This is a genomic window from Pseudarthrobacter sp. (assembly GCF_036675385.1).
GTDB lineage: Bacteria > Actinomycetota > Actinomycetes > Actinomycetales > Micrococcaceae > Arthrobacter.
Genome location: NZ_JAKFFD010000141.1, coordinates 16651 through 33324 on the forward strand (window position 1 = coordinate 16651; position 16674 = coordinate 33324).

The 16674-nt window shown below is 63.7% G+C and carries 12 protein-coding genes and 1 pseudogene; 6 read left to right on the forward strand and 7 right to left on the reverse strand.

Annotated features, from left to right (window positions below; translation table 11 throughout):
• Positions 1-23: 23 nt before the first annotated feature.
• Positions 24-4406: an endo-alpha-N-acetylgalactosaminidase family protein gene (locus V6M49_RS11030; protein WP_332761135.1), complete on the forward strand. Its 4383-nt coding sequence runs from the start codon at positions 24-26 to the stop codon at positions 4404-4406.
• A 108-nt stretch (positions 4407-4514) separates the two neighbouring features.
• Here V6M49_RS11030 and V6M49_RS11035 read toward each other — a convergent pair whose 3' ends face one another.
• Genes V6M49_RS11035 through V6M49_RS11055 form a run of 5 tightly spaced genes read right to left on the reverse strand, consistent with a single transcriptional unit; the run spans position 4515 to position 9009 of the window.
• Positions 4515-5300, reverse strand: coding sequence for a DeoR/GlpR family DNA-binding transcription regulator (locus tag V6M49_RS11035; RefSeq protein ID WP_141141534.1), 786 nt, complete (start codon positions 5298-5300; stop codon positions 4515-4517).
• 10 nt (positions 5301-5310) lie between these two features.
• Entirely contained in the window at positions 5311-6156 is an 846-nt protein-coding gene (locus V6M49_RS11040; RefSeq protein ID WP_332761136.1) for a class II fructose-bisphosphate aldolase, read from the reverse strand.
• A complete protein-coding gene (locus V6M49_RS11045) occupies positions 6153-7097 on the reverse strand; it encodes a 1-phosphofructokinase family hexose kinase (RefSeq protein WP_332761137.1) in 945 nt (314 codons plus the stop codon). The genes V6M49_RS11040 and V6M49_RS11045 overlap by 4 nt, the downstream gene beginning before the upstream one ends.
• Positions 7094-8056 carry an ROK family protein gene (locus tag V6M49_RS11050; protein ID WP_246848608.1) on the reverse strand — a complete coding sequence of 321 codons (963 nt, stop codon included), beginning with the start codon at positions 8054-8056 and terminating at the stop codon, positions 7094-7096. Before V6M49_RS11050 ends, V6M49_RS11045 begins: the two co-directional genes overlap by 4 nt.
• An 8-nt stretch (positions 8057-8064) precedes the next feature.
• On the reverse strand, positions 8065-9009 hold the full coding sequence (locus tag V6M49_RS11055) for an SIS domain-containing protein (RefSeq protein ID WP_332761138.1): 945 nt from the start codon (positions 9007-9009) through the stop codon (positions 8065-8067).
• Positions 9010-9388: 379 nt separating this feature from the next.
• Between V6M49_RS11055 and V6M49_RS11060 the strand changes: the two genes are divergently transcribed.
• The 5 genes from V6M49_RS11060 (at position 9389) to V6M49_RS11080 (ending at position 15457) form a co-directional block, all read left to right on the forward strand.
• On the forward strand, positions 9389-10411 hold the full coding sequence (locus tag V6M49_RS11060) for an ABC transporter permease (RefSeq protein WP_332761139.1): 1023 nt from the start codon (positions 9389-9391) through the stop codon (positions 10409-10411).
• Between the two features lie 32 nt (positions 10412-10443).
• Positions 10444-11385, forward strand: coding sequence for a carbohydrate ABC transporter permease (locus tag V6M49_RS11065; protein WP_141141539.1), 942 nt, complete (start codon positions 10444-10446; stop codon positions 11383-11385).
• A gap of 77 nt (positions 11386-11462) precedes the next feature.
• Positions 11463-13124 carry a sugar ABC transporter substrate-binding protein gene (locus V6M49_RS11070; protein ID WP_332761140.1) on the forward strand — a complete coding sequence of 554 codons (1662 nt, stop codon included), beginning with the start codon at positions 11463-11465 and terminating at the stop codon, positions 13122-13124.
• Positions 13125-13195: 71 nt separating this feature from the next.
• Positions 13196-14239 carry a LacI family DNA-binding transcriptional regulator gene (locus V6M49_RS11075; protein ID WP_141141541.1) on the forward strand — a complete coding sequence of 348 codons (1044 nt, stop codon included), beginning with the start codon at positions 13196-13198 and terminating at the stop codon, positions 14237-14239.
• A 15-nt stretch (positions 14240-14254) separates the two neighbouring features.
• Positions 14255-15457, forward strand: a complete 1203-nt coding sequence (locus tag V6M49_RS11080) for a Gfo/Idh/MocA family protein (protein ID WP_141141542.1) — start codon at positions 14255-14257, stop codon at positions 15455-15457.
• A gap of 44 nt (positions 15458-15501) precedes the next feature.
• Here the strand turns inward: V6M49_RS11080 and V6M49_RS11085 are convergent, their stop codons facing one another.
• Positions 15502-16260 (reverse strand): hypothetical protein, encoded by a 759-nt coding sequence (locus tag V6M49_RS11085; protein WP_332761141.1) that lies wholly within the window; start codon positions 16258-16260, stop codon positions 15502-15504.
• A 216-nt stretch (positions 16261-16476) separates the two neighbouring features.
• Positions 16477-16674 (reverse strand): annotated as a pseudogene (locus tag V6M49_RS11090) (ABC transporter substrate-binding protein); the annotation flags it as partial.

A 16674-nucleotide genomic window follows, 5' to 3' on the forward strand; every position in this document is an offset into this window, starting at 1 on the left:
TAAAAAATCGTTAAGGATCATTTATGTCCAATATTTTGTCACCGCGGCGGCTCACCAGTTTGAGCTTGGCGTGTGTTTTGGCCTCCGCTTCCCTGCCATTCCTGTCGATCTCAGCTGCGCAAGCTGCGCCGTTGCCGGGAACCGAAACAATCACGTCCGATCAGATTTCCGTTTTGGTATCCGCTTCGTTTCCACAGGTGGTGACGTACACGGATGTACGCACCGGCGCCATGCTTCACGGCACCGCAGAGCAGCTGAACACGATCACCATCAACGGCACGGAACATCTGGTTTCGACGACGTCAGCCAAGACCGACGCCGGGTCGGTGAACTATGTCATGACTGTTCCCGGAATGGGTGGCATCACGCTGGAGGCCCGCCTCTCAGTAGAGGGGAGCGCCGTCAACTTCAACGTTACGAAAATCAATGACACAGCGGAGAACAAGGTTTCGACGCTGCAGCTGCCCAAGCTGAACCTTGCAACTGTGTCCTCTGCTGAACCCGCCGCGCAGGTCTCTGCTGCCGACCTTTCAGTGGACCGCGGCGCCACCGGTGATGAATTTATTCCGGTAACCGGTGCAACTCCCCTGGATGCTGTTGCCAAGAGTTCCGCCTACGTGCTTGCGAACACTTCCCAAATCGCAGCCGCGTTCGAATCCAACTCCCTTTACGACACTTCCTCCGGCCCCGGCGCCAAGGACAAGGGGCGCTTTTGGCGCCAAGCCGTCAGCGACGGTGCCGGCGGGGTGAAAATCGGCGTTGCCAGCGGACAGTGGCTCTACAGGACCGCCGGTTCCGACCAGACCGAGGAACTGCCGTGGACACGGGTGGCCATCACCACGGACGCCAACGCAGATTCCGTCGTTGACTGGCAGGACGCGGCGATCGCCATGCGATCGATTGAGGTCAAGGCCTTCAAGGGCGAACAGACACCTGACAACGTCATCACCCACATCCCGTTCAACTTCGCTTCGCAGGCGACCCACCCGTTCCTGCGGACCCTCGATGACGTCAAGCGCATCTCCCTGGCCACCGACGGCCTCGGCCAGGTGGCCATGCTCAAGGGCTTCACCAGCGAAGGCCACGACTCGGCCAACACGGACTATGGCGACAACTTCAACACCCGGGCCGGCGGCCTTGAAGACCTCAACAAGCTTGTCTCGGCAGGCAAGGCATGGAATGCCTCCTTCGGCGTCCACATCAACGCCACAGAGATCTACCCCGAGGCCAAGTCCTTCAGCGAAGATCTCCTGACGGCGGACAAGCGCCTCGGCTGGAACTGGCTGGATCAGTCCTACACGATCAACCAGCGCCAGGACATCAACTCCGGCAAACTGGCCCAGCGCATCAAGGAACTCGCCGACGCCACCGACGGCAACCTCGACTTCGCCTATGTGGACGTCTACTACGAATATGGCTGGCTCGCCGAGACCATCCAGAAAGAACTCATCAAGAATGGCTTCCGCGTTGGTTCCGAGTGGGCCGACAAGCTCGCCCGCAACAACACCTGGTCGCACTGGGCCAATGATGAGAAGTACGGCGGCAGCACCAACAAGGGCGTCAACTCGCAGATCCTGCGCTTCATCAACAACACGCAGTCCGACGTCTGGAACCCGGACGCCAAGCTGGGCGTCTCGCACATCGTGGAATTCGAAGGCTGGACGGGCCAGAACGATTACAACGCGTTCTACAACAACATCTGGACCGCCAACCTGCCGGCGAAGTACCTGCAGCACCACGAGATCACCAAGTGGACCGCCGACCGCATCGACCTCGCCGACGGCGTGGCAGTCACTGGCAACACGGCCGCGGCACGCGACATCACGGTCAACGGCGTCTCCGTGCTCCAGGGCGACAAGTACCTGCTCCCCTGGGCCTCCACGGCGGGCGGCGCACTGGACAAGCTCTACCACCACAACCCGGCCGGCGGCAGCACCACCTGGACGCTCACCGACGCCTACCGCAACGCGACCAGCCTCCAGCAGTTCAAACTGACGGACAGCGGACGCATCAAGGTGGCCGACATCCCGGTGGTCAATGGCCAGGTCACCCTCGCCGCAGATTCCGGCCAGCCCTACGTGCTGACCGCCAACGCCGCCACCGTCAGCGTCCCCGCCGACGCCTCCTTCGGCGAAGGCACCCGGATCAATGACCCCGGCTTCAACGCCGCGGACCTCAACAAGTGGAGCCCAACAGGCACGGCCGCGATCGTCCGCGATGCAAAGGGCCGCCGCTACGCCGAACTCGGCGCCGGCGCATCCTCCATCTCACAGCAGCTGCTGCCGTTCAAGGCCGGCACGTATTCCGTCAGCGCCGTCGTCGAAATCGAGCCCGGCCAGACGCGCCCCACCACCTTGGAGGTGCAGGTTCCCGGAGGCAAGACCGAGACCATCACCGTGGACAGCTCCAACGCGACGAACTTCGTCGCGGCCGATGAAAAGACCGGCACCAACTTCCAGCGCCTCCGCGTGCTCATCGATGTCCCCACGAACGGCACCCGCCCCACTATCAGCTTCCAGGCAGGCGACGGCACAGCGAAGGTCCGCGTGGACGACTTCCGGGCCGTGGAAACGAAGCGTGTTCCCACCACCGGCGTCCTCAGTGAGGACTTTGAGAACGTTGACCAGGGCTGGGGACCGTTTGTGAAGGGCAACGCCGGCGGTTCCACCGATCCCCGCACGCACCTCACCGAACGCAACGCACCCTTCACCCAGAAGGGCTGGAACACCAACGTCATCGACGAGGTCCTGGGCGGCACCTGGTCGCTCATCGCCCACGACGAAAACCTCGCCCCCAACGGCGGCCCCGGCATGGTTTACCGCACCACCGGCCATACCGTGCCGTTCCAGGCAGGCCACAAGTACAAGGTCTCCTTCGACTACCAGAACTCCAAGGCAGGGCAGTACGCCTGGGTTTCCGGCTACGATTCCCAGGCAGGTCCGGCAGTGACCGGAAGCCAGCCCCTCGGCGAGCAGACCACCTCGGCACGCTTTGAGCAGGTCCTGGACACCGGCTTCTGCGGCGACTACTTCGTCGGCCTGCAGCGCACCGGTTCTTCGAACGGTTCGGACTTCACCCTGGACAACCTCCTGGTCGAAGACCTCGGCGCGTCCGAGGCCGTACCGGCCTGCGCCCAGCTCAGCGCGGCCCTCCAGGGCGACGTGGTGCAGCAGGGCAAGGCCCAGGACTTCGTGACCACGTTCGTTTCCGATGAACCGGCCGCGATCGCGGACCTGGCCGTGGAACTCGAACTGCCGCAGGGCTGGACGGCAACCCGGGCCACTCCCGCCACCGCCGCCACGCTCCCCGCCGGCGGACGCCTGGCCACCACGTGGAAGCTGACCGCCCCGGCGGATGCCGATGGCGACTACACCGTCAAGGCCACGGCCCGCTACTACACCACCACGGAGCCGGCCGGTGCCCGCACCATCAGCACGAGCACCTCGGTGCGCACGCTGCCCAAGCCGCCGCAGGCCTCGGTCTTCGCCAGCGACCACCCGTGGGTGAGCGCCACGAACGGCTGGGGCCCGGTGGAGAAGGATATGTCCAACGGCGAGCAGGGCACCGGCGACGGCCGCCCGCTGAAGCTCAACGGCACGGCCTTCGCGAAGGGCCTCGGCGCCCACGCCAACAGCACGGTCCGCTACTACCTCGGCGGCTACTGCACCTCCTTCACGGCCGTGGTGGGCATCGACGATGCCCAGGCAGCACGCGGCAGTGTGAAGTTCTCCGTGGTGGCCGACGGCGCCACGAAGGTCACGACCCCCGTCCTGGCTGCGCTGAGTGCCCCGCTGCCGCTCACCGTGGATGTCACGGGCGCCGCCTACGTTGACCTGGTGGCCAACGATTCAGGCGACGGGAACGGCAACGACCACGCCGACTGGGCGGAGGCAAAGTTCACCTGTTCCAGCACCGCCACCGCCCCGCCTGTGACGCCGTCCGCCGGAGAACTCTCCGGCACGGTGTTCGCCTCCGACCTTCCCTGGGCAAGTTCCACCAACGGCTGGGGACCGGCGGAGCGCGACATGGCCAACGGCGAGAGCGCGGCTGGCGACGGTCCCGCGATCAAGCTCGATGGCCGGAGCTATGCCAAGGGAATCGGCGTGCATGCCAACTCCAGCGTCAGGATCAACACCCAGGCAAAGTGCCAGTCCTTCGAGGCCACGGTGGGTGTTGACGACATCAAACTGAACAAGGGACTTCACGGCTCCGTGATTTTCATTGTCAAGGGTGACGGCGTCGAGTTGTACCGAAGCCCCGTCGTCAGCGCGGACACCGCGGCGTTGCCGCTGAACGTCGATATCACCGGACGGCACGATGTCGAGCTCATCGCCTACAGTAACGGCGATGATACGGGCGACGACTGGGCAGACTGGGCAGAAGCAAGGTTCGTCTGCAATACGTAAACAAGAACAGAACGCAAAACGCTCGGCTGGGGTACCCAGCCGAGCGTTTGTGTAATGCGGCCGGGCACCGGCTGCGTCTAGATCACCGCGGCCTGCAGCCCGGAAAGCTTATGAAGCGACGGACACTTTGGTTCCCGTGGCTTCGAAGGCGGCCCGATCCTTAGCCGAAATGCCCGCATCCGTGAGCAGCCGCGCGAACGTATAGCCGGCCATGGTTGCAAAGGCTCGCTTGCCGACTTTGGAGGAATCAGCGAGTACGTAGGACACCGCTGCCCGGCGGGCCATCAGGACGTTGATTGCGGCTTCGCCTTCGTCGGAGATTGTGGGACCCAGGACGGGATCGATGCCGTTGACCCCAATGAATGCCATGTCAAGGGCGATCCGGTCCATCAGGAGCTCGGTGTACGGACCGACGAGTTCGTAGGAGCGCGGACTCAGGATCCCTCCGGTGACCATAACCTTGATGTTTGGCCGGACCGCCAGGCGTGCCGCAATATTTATGGCATTAGTTACCACAGTCAACATCGGACGGTCCGATCTCACGCTGAGGTCCGGGCGGGTGGCCAGCACCTGGGCAAGGGCCGTCGTCGTGGTTCCTCCCGAAAGGCCAATGACCGACCCCGGCATAACAAGGGCGGAAGCTGCCAGGGCGATACGTTGCTTGGCTTCGGCGTTGTCGTCCCGGTTGTAGCGCCCAGGCAGGTCGTAGGCCACCGAACCGGTTGTTGCTCCCCCGTGGGTGCGGGTGAGGAGCTGCTGCTTGGCGAGGCTGTCAAGGTCGCGACGGGCCGTGGCCGGTGAGACACCGAGTTTCTCAACAACCTCTTCGATCTCGATTTCCCCCGACTCGGCGAGCAGATCAAGTATCGCTGCGAGCCGGTCGGTGCGGGTCATTCGAAGCCTTTCAGGCATGGGGCCTGTCCGCGAACAGCCTCAACAGCCGGGAAACTTCCGGCACTAAGGCTGCGCGTCCGGCCTTGAAGTATTTTCGCGAGTCTACAGCCGCCGGGTCTGCGACCAGATACTCTCGGACGGCCCGTGTGAAGAACCCGTTCAAATGGGTGGACACATTGATCTTAGTCATGCCGGCGGAGATGGCGGCGACGATGGCCGCGTCGGAGACTCCTGACGAACCGTGCAGCACGAGGGGGACGTCCAGGGCCGCTTTCAGCCGGGCGATGAGCCTGAGGTCCAGTGAGGCATTTCGTTCCGTCATGGCATGGGATGAGCCGACGGCGACAGCCAGCGAATCCACGCCGGTGGCCGCTACGAAAGCCGCGGCCTCGGCCGGGTCCGTGCGCACACCGGGGGCATGGGCCCCGTCCTTCCCGCCGACCTTGCCCAACTCAGCCTCGATATATACGCCGCGGGCACGGGCATAGTCACTGACGCGACGGGTAGCTGCGACGTTTTGCTCATAGTCCAGCCGGGATCCGTCGAACATCACGGAACCAAAACCCAGGTCAACAGCCTGGCGAGCGAGCTCTTCAGACTCGGCGTGGTCCAGATGTAGGGCAACGGGAACGGATGCCTTGTCGGCGGCAGCCAGCGACGCCAGGGCCAAGGGCTCAAGGCCGCCGTGGAACCTAGCGCAATTTTCGGAGATCTGGAGGATCACTGGAAGTTCGGCTTCCTCCGCTCCCGCAATGAGAGCCTCCAGCGTCTCCAGGTGGACGACGTTGAACGCACCTTGTCCGGCCCAGCGCGTTGCGGCCTGGTCCATCAGCTCGCGGGTGGTGGCCAGTGTCATGGGATCTCCTTCTGGGTCACGATCAGTTGATCGGCAAGTTCTGCGTATTGGGGTGAGATTTCCCCCGCGGCCGGCATAAGGACGGCAGCGGCCGACCATGCGGTCGCGGCCCGGAGAATGTCATCTGGGCTCGAGATGCCCTCGGAAAGACATGTTGCTGCGGCGGCCACGGCTGCGTCTCCGGCGCCTGTGGGATTGCCGCCCAGGCCGTAAGGAAGCCGGGCATGCCAGTACTTGGCCGGATCAGCCGCGTCGAACATCATCATTCCTGCCGCACCGGAACTGACCATCACACGGTGAGCTCCCATCCTGATCAGCTGGCAGGCCGCCACGACTGGGTCGTCTTCGCCCGTGGCCTCCCTCAGTTCGTGATGGTTCGGCTTGACCAGGTCAGCTCCTGCCCTGGCAGCAGACACCAGGCCCGGTCCCGACGTATCGATGATGGCCCGTATACCTGCGTGATGTGCCAACGTCACCAAAGAGGCATAGAAGTCAGGGTCCGCCCCGGAAGGGAGGCTCCCCGATCCGACGAGGATCCCTTCGCCCGGAACGAGGGAATCCTTCACAGCCGCCCGAAGGCACTGCCATTCGGCGGCGCTGAGGTGGTGCCCCGGTTCGTTCAGGATGATGGTGTCAGCCTTCGACGTGTCCACGACCGCAATGCTGCGCCTGGTGTCTGCTTCGACGGGGATTATCCGGTGGGGCATGCCGCTGGATGAGAGTTCGGCCTTGAACTCAGTGCTGGCGGCGCCCGACCCTGCCGGGGCAAGTGCAAGGACCGGAAACCCCAGTTGGTGGGCAACCCGCGCCACGTTGAGGCCCTTCCCTCCTGCCCTGATCAGGGGGGTGGCTACACGATGGGTTGACCCGGGCGTGATCCGCTGGACTCGGTATGTCATGTCCACGGCCGGGTTAGGGGTGACCGTAACTATGCGTTTCATGCTTGTCCTGACTCGGCTGCCAGGAGTGACCGTGCACCCAAGGCGGCACCGATGAGACCGGCGTCCTGGCCGAGTCTGGCTTGGAGGATCTCGGGGCGCCGGTGAAAGGTCAGGTGCTCCCCGACCCTGCGGCGCAGCGGTACCAACAGCTCATCACCGGCCTCGGACAGGCCGCCGCCGACGATGACTGCTTCCGTGCCAAGGACGGTGATGCATTGTGAAACAGTGAACGCCAAGGCGTCGATGGCTTCGTCCCAGACTTGTCTGGCAGCGATGTCGCCGGCCTGCATGCGTGTCAGGACCTCGCTGGCTCCGTCTACGGCATTGCCGGAAATTCGCGTGTACCGTCGGGCGATGGCAGCAGCGGAGCCCACCGATTCCAGGATCTCGGTCCCGGTTCCGGAGGGATCGGGAACCAGCGAATGCCCGAATTCTCCCGCATAACCACCGGCTGTCACCGGCAGTCCGCCGGCAAAAACCGTTCCGGCAATTCCTGTACCGATGATGATCACCACCACATCGTCGAATCCGTGGCCGGCACCAAGCTCGAATTCAGCTATGCCTGCCGAAGTCACGTCGTGGCCGAAGGCGACGGGCAGCCCCAGGCGTTTTTCGCACTCTGCCCTGAACGGGAAGTTGGTCCATCCCAGATTCGCGGAGAAGACACCCACTCCTGCACGCGCGTTCACGATCCCCGGAACGACAAGACCTGCAGCTTTCGCCTGCAGCCCGGGTGAGCGCTCGGAAAGTTCCCTGCTCAGCTCGCGGACCCGGTCCAGGACGGCTTCCGCCGTCCGTGCTCCGTCCCGGGGTGTGGGGACACGCACTACATCAAGCAAGTCACCCGATGCGCTCAGCATTGTTCCTTTGATGTCGGTTCCCCCGACATCAAAAGCCATAACATCGCCCGGGGCAGGTCCGAGCAGGTTTCCTGGCTGCGGCATCAGGTTGGGGACCATGACCTTACCTATCCGGCCGAGGCGGTGGCGGTGGCGGTGGCGGTGGCAGCAAGGATGACGGAGCGTGACAAGTTCCGCGGAACATCAGGGTTCAGGCCGCGCGCCCGGGCCCGTTCCAGCGTGACCTTGTGCACGCGGGCCAGCTGCGCCAGGGGGTGCTGTCCGCCATGGATGTACAGTGCGCCGGTCTCGGCAACGTCGGCCTCGAGCCCGGCCGGCTCATCCCCCAGCAGCCAGACCACCCGTCCCGGTGCGGCGATGGAAATGGGACCGTGGCGGTACTCCATGGCCGAATAGGACTCCGTCCACCCCTGGACTGCTTCGCGCATCTTCAGCCCGGCCTCGTGGGCCAAGCCGACCGTCCACCCGCTGCCAAGGAAGGTGAACTGCTCCGCGTCCAACAGCTCATGCGGAACTTCCGTGCTGACAGCGTCCCGGGCGTCGGCGACGGCCTCGGTCAGGTCGACGCCGAGGTTGGTCAGCAGGTACGCCAGCGCAGCGGTAGCGAACCGCGTCTGCACCACAGATCTTTCGTCGGCGTAAGGCAAACCGATCACTGTATCGGCAAGACCCACCAGGGGCGATTCCAAATCCCCGATCAGGGCCACGGTGGGGACTTTCCCGCGCAGGCCGGCCACCACTTCCAGCACCTCGGAGGTGGTGCCCGAGCGCGTAATTACTACGACTGCGTCGTACGTCCTGGGAGCGCTGTTGTGGTTGAGGAAAGCCTCAGAGGCAGCAAACGCATCCGTCAGTCCTTTGCCAAGACGCTCCCGCATGACCGCATAACTCTGGGCCATGAACCATGACGTTCCGCAGCCGATGACAGCAACGGCAAGCCCGTCCGCGGGCAACAGGTCTTCGGACCTCGATTGGTCGATGGCCCGTGTCCATATGTCGGGTTGGGAGAGCAGTTCCTGCTCCATGAACGTCCCCAGCACGGTCTCAACCATTGTCTTCTCCTAAGCGAACGCCGATCCGGACAGCGCGGTCCAGGATCAGCTTTGAGTACTTATGACTGTTTTACAGCATATACGCTCATGAAATGTCTAGGCAATGATGCTTCCAGATGGACCCAAAACGGAGGGATAAGCGCGGCGAATCGCCAGCTGACACCGCCCAGCACCTTCAGTACTGCTATTCGGCTCGGGCACACGCCAACGGATGGAGCATCAGAATGAGTCAATCTCGTGATGAAAAGTGATTTTTATAAATCAATACAATCATAATCTTGCACATGAGATGTGGATCACTTATGTTGGTTAAACGATTAAAGACCAGCTGTGCACGGCAACGCACGGCCACTAAGCAATCCAGTACCCGAGGAGACGTATGAAATCGACGACGGAAGAACGCCCGGCACCGCCGGTAGTGCGTCGGCCGGGAGGTCAGGCGCCGGAAGCTGGCATACGCAAAGTCAAACCCGGCAAAGTGCCCGCGCAGAGTTTCCGGTCCCGCCTGCGCCGTGACAAGCAGATGCTGCTCATGATGGTGCCGGGGGCGGCGTTCCTGCTGCTGTTCTTTTACATCCCCATCCTGGGCAACGTGATCGCGTTCCAGGACTACCAGCCCTACCTGGGCATCGGTGACAGCCTCTGGGTGGGGTGGCAGAATTTCGTGGACCTCTTCGGCAACCCCGATTTCGTCCATGCGTTCTGGAACACCCTGTACCTGGCTGCCTGGCAGCTCGTCTTCCTGTTTCCTGTACCCCTTGTGCTGGCGCTGGTGGTCGATTCGCTGGTGAGTACCCGGGTCCGCCGGGTCTTCCAGAGCATCGCCTACCTGCCGCACTTCCTGTCCTGGGTCCTGGTCATCGCCTTTTTCCAGCAGATGCTCGGCGGAGCGGGCTTTGTTAACAACACCCTGCGGCAGCTGGGCATGGAAGCCGTGCCGTTCATGACCAACCCGGAAACGTTCCCCCTCCTGGTAGTGGTCCAAATGATCTGGAAAGACGCCGGCTGGGCCATGATCATCTTCCTGGCCGCGATGGCCAGCATCGATAACTCGCTTTACGAGGCGGCAGCCGCCGACGGCGCCGGGCGTTGGCGCCGCTTGTGGCACATCACGCTGCCGGGGCTCCGCCCGGTCATCGTCCTGCTCCTGATCCTGCGGATCGGCGACATACTCTCGGTGGGCTTCGAACAGTTCATCCTGCAGCGCGACGCTGTTGGGGCCGGAGCCGCCGAGGTCCTGGACACATTCACCTACTACACCGGCGTAGTCGGCGGAGGCTGGAGTTCCGGCGCCGCGGCCGGCCTGGCCAAGGGAGTGGTCAGCGCCCTGCTGATCTACGCCGCCAACAAACTTGCCCACCGCTTTGGCGAAGACGGAATTTTTGCGAAGAAGGTCGGCTAGCCAGCCCGGCTACCGGACAAGGAGAGCACACGATGGCAACCACACTATCCACCAAGAAACCCCTGGCCGCGCGCAAGGTCAAGGCACTGAGCTACAACCCCAAGCGCCCAGTCTGGAAAGAGCGGCCCTCGCCCTTCTACCAAACCGTCAAGGCCCTGGTGCTGATCGTCTTCAGCATTTCCATCCTGACCCCGATCCTGCTGGTTGTGTCCACTTCCCTGGCGGACAACGAACAGCTAACGCGGGCCGGCGGCTTCGTCCTCTGGCCCGAGCGGCCCACACTGGAGGCCTACACCACCATCTTCAGGGGCCCCATGGTCATCCAGTCCCTCGGGGTCAGCCTGTTCATCACCGTGGTGGGCACCCTTCTGGCCCTCTTCGTCACCATCACCATGGCGTACGCCACCAGCCGGTCCGTGCTGTTCGGCCGGCCGGTGATCCTGGCGATCCTCTTCACGCTGCTGTTCGCCCCGGGCCTCATTCCGTCGTTCCTGATGATCCGCCAACTGGACTTGCTGGACTCGCTCTGGTCTCTGATCCTGCCCGGCATTTTCGGGGCCTTCAACTTCGTGGTCATGAGGTCCTTCTTTATGAACATCCCCGGTGAACTGATCGAAAGCGCAAGGATCGACGGCGCCAGCGACTGGCAGATCCTCTGGCGCATCGTGATGCCGCTCTCGAAAGCCGTGATCGCCGTCGTCGGGCTGTTCTATGCGGTTGGCTTCTGGAACTCCTTCTTCAACGCGCTCCTCTACATCAACGACCACAGCAAGTGGCCCATCCAACTGCTCCTGCGCAACTTCGTTGTCCAGGGCAGTGGCGCTGCCGAACAGCTGGGCATCAGCACAACGCCGCCGCCGCAGTCCGTCCAGATGGCTGTGGTGGTGGTGGCCCTGGTTCCCATCCTCATGGTTTATCCGTTCCTGCAGAAGCACTTCGCCAAGGGCGTCATCACCGGAGCAGTCAAGGGCTGATCCCGGCTGCGTCCAGCTCAAGCTATGCCCTCCACGCAAGAAGCATCGATACAACCCACCTAAGAAAGGGTCCTTCCATGACCAGCACCATCTCAGGAGCGGCCGGCGTCAGCCGCCGCGGATTCCTTGGCCTTGCAGGCCTTGCCATTACCACCGCGGGACTCGCCGCATGCGGCGGAGGCGGCGGCTCCACCAACGGAGGCGCCTCTGCCTCTTCCTCGGTCAAGTTGCCCACGTACAAGGAATTTACCGGCCTGACTCCGGACCTGGCGGGCAACGCCAAGGGCCTGCAGGCTGCCTACTTCAAGCTGCCCAAGCCCGTGCAGTCCGTCAAGGACGCGCCGCTCAAGGGCAAGGTGACGGGCCTGACCGAAACCTTCGACACCATGAGTCCCGCCATGAAGGACAACCCCTTCTGGCAGCGACTTAATGCCAAGCTGGGCGGCGACCTGGAACTGCAGATCGCCGAGGACATCGGCGACGGCTACCCCGCCAAGTTCGCCACCGTCCTGGCCAGCAACGACCTCCCTGACATGATGTGGGTTCCGCCGAACCAGGGCATCCCTAACATCGGCCCCATGCTGGAAGCCAAGTTCCAGGATCTGACCCCGTACCTCTCCGGCGACGCCGTGCTTGAGTACCCCAACCTGGCGGCCCTGAAACCGGACTCCTGGAAGACCGCCGTCGTCAACGGCAAGATCTGGGGCGCACCGATCCCCAGCACGCCTTTCGGACAGGTCTACATCGGCAACCGCGAGACCTGGGCCGAGGTGGGCGGCTTCGGGGCCAGCAATGCGGAGGACTTCCTGGCGAAGGCCAAGGAAATCACCCGTCCCGGCGAGCAGAAGTATGCGCTGGAACCGTCCTATATCAACGCCCTGCACATGGTGGGTGAATGGTTCGGCGCCCCCAACGGCTGGGCCGTGAACAAGGACCGCACCCTGACCAACCTCTACGAGACCGACGAGTACGCGGCCAGCGTGGAATTCGTGGCCAAAATGTTCGCGGCCGGCGTGTTCTACCCTGATGCCCAGGCGACGGACATCCGGGCCCGCGTTGCCAACGGCAGCGTCGGCGCCCAGGTGGTCAGCGGACCGCACGACCTCAACGACTACCGCGCCCTCAACGAAACCGCCGGGTTCGAGATCCTGGTTCCGTTCAGCGCCGACGGCAAGGTCACGCCGACCTACGACATGGGCTACGGAACAGTGGGCTTCACCCCGTTCAAGAAGGCCGACGAATCCAAGATCCGTGAGCTCCTCGCGCTGATGAACTACCTCTCCGCCCCCTTCGGCACGGTCGAATACCTGCAGAAGAACTATGGCGAGCTGGGCCAGGACTACACCCTGGACGGAAACGGCAACCCGCTCCGGACCGAAACGGGCACCACCAACGCGCCGGGCCTGGTCTCGGCGCTGACCATCATGTCCAGCCCGGAGAACGTCAACTTCAACCCGGGCTTCGACGATGACACCCGCTACGTGAACCAGCAGCAGCAAAAGCTGCTCGAGATCGCCTGGCGCAACCCCACCAACGGTTCCTACTCGGACACCAACGCCAAGGTTGGCGCCAAGATCGGAAAGCAGCTGCGCGACAAGGTCACCGACGTTGTCACCGGCCGCGCCAAGATCAATGAACTCCAGAACGCCGTCAAGCGCTGGAAGAGTGAAGGCGGGGACAAGATCCGCGACGAATACCAGGCAGCCCTGGCCTCCGACGCACCCGTCTTCCGCACCTAGTCCGGTCCCCGCGGCGGCGGGCACCAGGACAAGCAATAACAGGCAAGCCACGGAACGATCAAGGGGAAACCATGGCAAAGACAACAGGCACGGGCCAAAGGCCCACCATCCGCATGGTGGCGGATCTCGCGGGGGTGTCGACTGCCACGGTCTCCTACGTCCTGTCCGGGCGCAGCGGAGACGGCGGGCCCCGGGTTTCGGACCCGACGGCGGACAAGGTCAGGTCCGCGGCTGAGCGGCTGGGCTACCGGCCGAACCAGGCAGCACGCGCCATCCGGACCGGACGCACCAACACCGTGATCCTGTCCTTGACCATGCTCTCCGACCCTTGGTCGCTCTCGGTCATAGAAGCCGTACAACGGGCCGCCGCGCCGTTGGGAATCACGCCGATGATCCTCGGCGACGCCGAGTGGGTCAAGGTCCTGGCCACGCACAATGCGGACGCCGTCTTCGTGGACGCCGTGGGCGAGCGGGACCGGGATGAACCGCGCCGGCTTGCCGCCCACGGAACCACCCTGGTGGTCTTCGACGAGCTGCTGGAACCGGACGGCTTCGACGTGATCCGTTCGATCGCCGGACCCGGCTGCGCCCTGGTGATGACGCATCTGCTCGAGGGACACCGCAAGATCGGCTGCCTGACCACCTCGACGGCGTCCGGCTCGAGGGGTGCCCCGCGGTACCTGGCCTACGTCGATGCCCTCCGGGCCGCCGGGCTTCCGGTGCAGGAGGAGTACGTGGGTGTCTTCGACGGCACCACGGCCGGAGCGTATGCGACAGCCACGCGCCTGCTCGGCCAGCGGGACCGGCCCACCGCCCTCTACGTCACGACGGACTATGCGGCCATCAGCGCCATCAACGCCGCCCAGCGGCTGGGCCTGACCGTGGGTCAGGACGTCGACATCATCGGTGTCGGCAACACGGTCGAAGGCGAACGGATGTCCCCGTCGCTGAGCACCGTAGGTCCCGTGGACCTGTTTGACCGGCTCGCGCGGCTGCTGCTTGACCGGGCCACCGGTACTGGGCCGGACACCGAACCCGGTGTCCTGGACTTCCCCTGGCAACTGTTCGTCCGGGAATCGGCGCCGCACCGCGGCGCCGCAACAAGACTTTACTGAGAATCGACAGAAGGTATGCACACCATGGAGAAGGATTTGAAGGTCGGCATCGTAGGGTTCGGGCTGCGTGCCGGGCTGTGGCGCCACGCGCATAAACCGGGCCAAGGCTCGGAAGTCACCATTGTGTGTGACACAAGCGAGCGTGGCCGCGCAGATGCGGCCGAGCGCATTCCCTCCGCACGGATAACGGCGGACCTTGATGAGTTGTTGGGCAGCGGCATTGACGCCGTACTGGTGCTCACACCGGACAACCAGCACGCCGCCGTCGCGGTCCGCACGCTAAGGGCCGGAATTACCACGTTCTGCGAGAAGCCCCTGGATGTCACCATCGAGGCTGCGGACCTCATCCTGCAGACCGCATATGAGACCGGTACGCGGCTTTATGTCGGCCACAACATGCGGCATATGCCGGTGGTGGTCCAGATGCGCGGGCTCATCGAGGAGGATCGGATCGGCGAGGTCAAGGCCATTTGGTGCCGCCACTTCGTTGGCCACGGCGGAGACTATTACTTCAAGGACTGGCACTCCGAGCGCAAAAACGTCACGTCCCTGCTGCTGCAAAAGGGAGCGCATGACATCGACGTCATCCACTGGCTAGCCAACGGTTACACGCAGCGGGTGTCAGCCGTCGGCGACCTGGCAGTCTATGGCTCGGTGACCACGCGCAGCGACAACAGCGGCAAGCGGATGGGCGACTGGTATTCCCTGGCGAACTGGCCGCCGAGCGAGCAGCAGGACCTGGCCGCGACAATCGACGTCGAGGACATCTCCATGATGAACATGGTGCTGGACAACGGCGTGCTTGCGTCCTACCAGCAGTGCCATTTCACGCCCGACTACTGGCGGAACTACACCATCATCGGAACCAAGGGCAGGATTGAGAACTTCGGCGACGGACCCGGCGACAAGATCAAGGTCTGGACCACGCGGACGTCCGGTTTCGCCGAGCCCGATGATGTCATCGAAATCCAGGACGGCGAAGGCGGCCACGGCGGCGCCGATCCAAACTTGATCGCCGAATTCCTGCGCTTCGCAGCCGACGGCGGCCGGACCCAGACCAGTCCCATCGCGGCCCGGCAGGCGGTGGCCGCGGGTGTCCTGGCCGCCGAATCCCTGCGCGGCAACGGCTCGGCCCGGGAAGTTCCCGCCCTCCCCGCAGAGCTCATGGACTACTTCGACGCCGGCCAGCGGCGAACGATCCCGGAATTGGTGCTGTGACCGGAAATTGAGCTCGCCGCCCGAGTGGGTTCGGTTCCGGACTTCTACCCGCCCGCAGGCAAGGTGGTGCCCGCCCGTTCCCCCAGAGCACCGTCGGCTGTGAGGCCCAGGACCTCAACCAGGACATCTTCCTCGTGGTGAACCTCTGTAACGTTGACGGAGCGGGTCGATCCGTCAACGACGCCTGCCGGGAAGCCGTCGAGGGTCACTCCCCATCTGTAGACTGCAGGGTCGTTAGACTCCCAGCTGACTTTGACTTCACTGATCCCGCCGACGGTGGAGAGAACCTCCACCTGTACGTTCAAGGGCGCGGCCAGCCGCTGATACAGGGGCGTTGTGCTGATGCGAACGGGGGTCTCCAAAACGTCGGTGCCGCCGGCAATCCCTGTCACCCGCAGGATCATGACTCCTTCGAACGCTGCGTTGTACCTGTGTTTGAGGACGGGATCAGTGGTGGTCCGGTCGTAGCTTCCGTCCCCATCCAAGTCCCATTCGTACTTCACAACAACACCCACGGACTCTGAGGCATCGTAAGTAATTTCCGAACCCGGGGCTCCGGAGTAGCCGCTGACCGGCAGCCACGCCTCGACACCAGTCTGCTTCTGCCTACCCAGCGGGATAGTGATCGGTTGAACCGGCGCCCCTGAGGCCTGAGGGGATGGAGTGGGACTGCCAGTGGGGACGGCACTGGGCGGAGTAGCTTCCAGCGACTTCGGCGCCGGATTCACGGTGGGCACATTATCTGCGCAACCAGTCAACATCAGCAGCGTTGCCACCGCGGCGGTCCAACCGAATGCCTTCATGTTCTCCCCCATGAATTGAAGTGCTCCTAGTGGACCATGAGGACCGGCACCCGTCTAGGACTCATGGCTGCCGGGAAAGCCGGACCCAGTAGACAGACCTTAAACACCACAGTCCCGGCCGGAACCAAAGGTTCCAGCCGGGACTGTGGTGACCACTCGCCGTCGTACGCTTCCTGCTGAAGCTGCATCCGGAAGAGCCCGACGGCGGCGCGGGACTTAGCTGATGGCGGACTTCATCTCGTCCACGGCCTTCTTGCCGGCTTCTTCTGTGGACAGGCGGTTGAAGAGGACCTCGGAGGTGTAGCGCTTGACGATTTCCTGGATGGCGCCGGCGCCCTTCGGCGGCGGGGCCGGAGCCTCGCCGAGCTCGCCCTTGATCTGGTCGATGAACTTGACCACCTTGATATCGGCGGG

Bases quoted from the DNA above. Each gene is read 5' to 3' on its own strand.
- V6M49_RS11035 (WP_141141534.1), bottom strand. From the start codon at position 5,300: ATGACCCGCACCGACCGGCTCGCAGCGATACTTGATCTGCTCGCCGAG.
- V6M49_RS11050 (WP_246848608.1), bottom strand. From the start codon at position 8,056: ATGGTCCCCAACCTGATGCCGCAGCCAGGAAACCTGCTCGGACCTGCC.
- V6M49_RS11080 (WP_141141542.1), top strand. From the start codon at position 14,255: ATGCACACCATGGAGAAGGATTTGAAGGTCGGCATCGTAGGGTTCGGG.
- V6M49_RS11055 (WP_332761138.1), bottom strand. From the start codon at position 9,009: ATGGTTGAGACCGTGCTGGGGACGTTCATGGAGCAGGAACTGCTCTCC.
- V6M49_RS11030 (WP_332761135.1), top strand. From the start codon at position 24: ATGTCCAATATTTTGTCACCGCGGCGGCTCACCAGTTTGAGCTTGGCG.
- V6M49_RS11085 (WP_332761141.1), bottom strand. From the start codon at position 16,260: ATGAAGGCATTCGGTTGGACCGCCGCGGTGGCAACGCTGCTGATGTTG.
- V6M49_RS11060 (WP_332761139.1), top strand. From the start codon at position 9,389: ATGAAATCGACGACGGAAGAACGCCCGGCACCGCCGGTAGTGCGTCGG.
- V6M49_RS11040 (WP_332761136.1), bottom strand. From the start codon at position 6,156: ATGACACTGGCCACCACCCGCGAGCTGATGGACCAGGCCGCAACGCGC.
- V6M49_RS11065 (WP_141141539.1), top strand. From the start codon at position 10,444: ATGGCAACCACACTATCCACCAAGAAACCCCTGGCCGCGCGCAAGGTC.
- V6M49_RS11075 (WP_141141541.1), top strand. From the start codon at position 13,196: ATGGCAAAGACAACAGGCACGGGCCAAAGGCCCACCATCCGCATGGTG.
- V6M49_RS11045 (WP_332761137.1), bottom strand. From the start codon at position 7,097: ATGAAACGCATAGTTACGGTCACCCCTAACCCGGCCGTGGACATGACA.
- V6M49_RS11070 (WP_332761140.1), top strand. From the start codon at position 11,463: ATGACCAGCACCATCTCAGGAGCGGCCGGCGTCAGCCGCCGCGGATTC.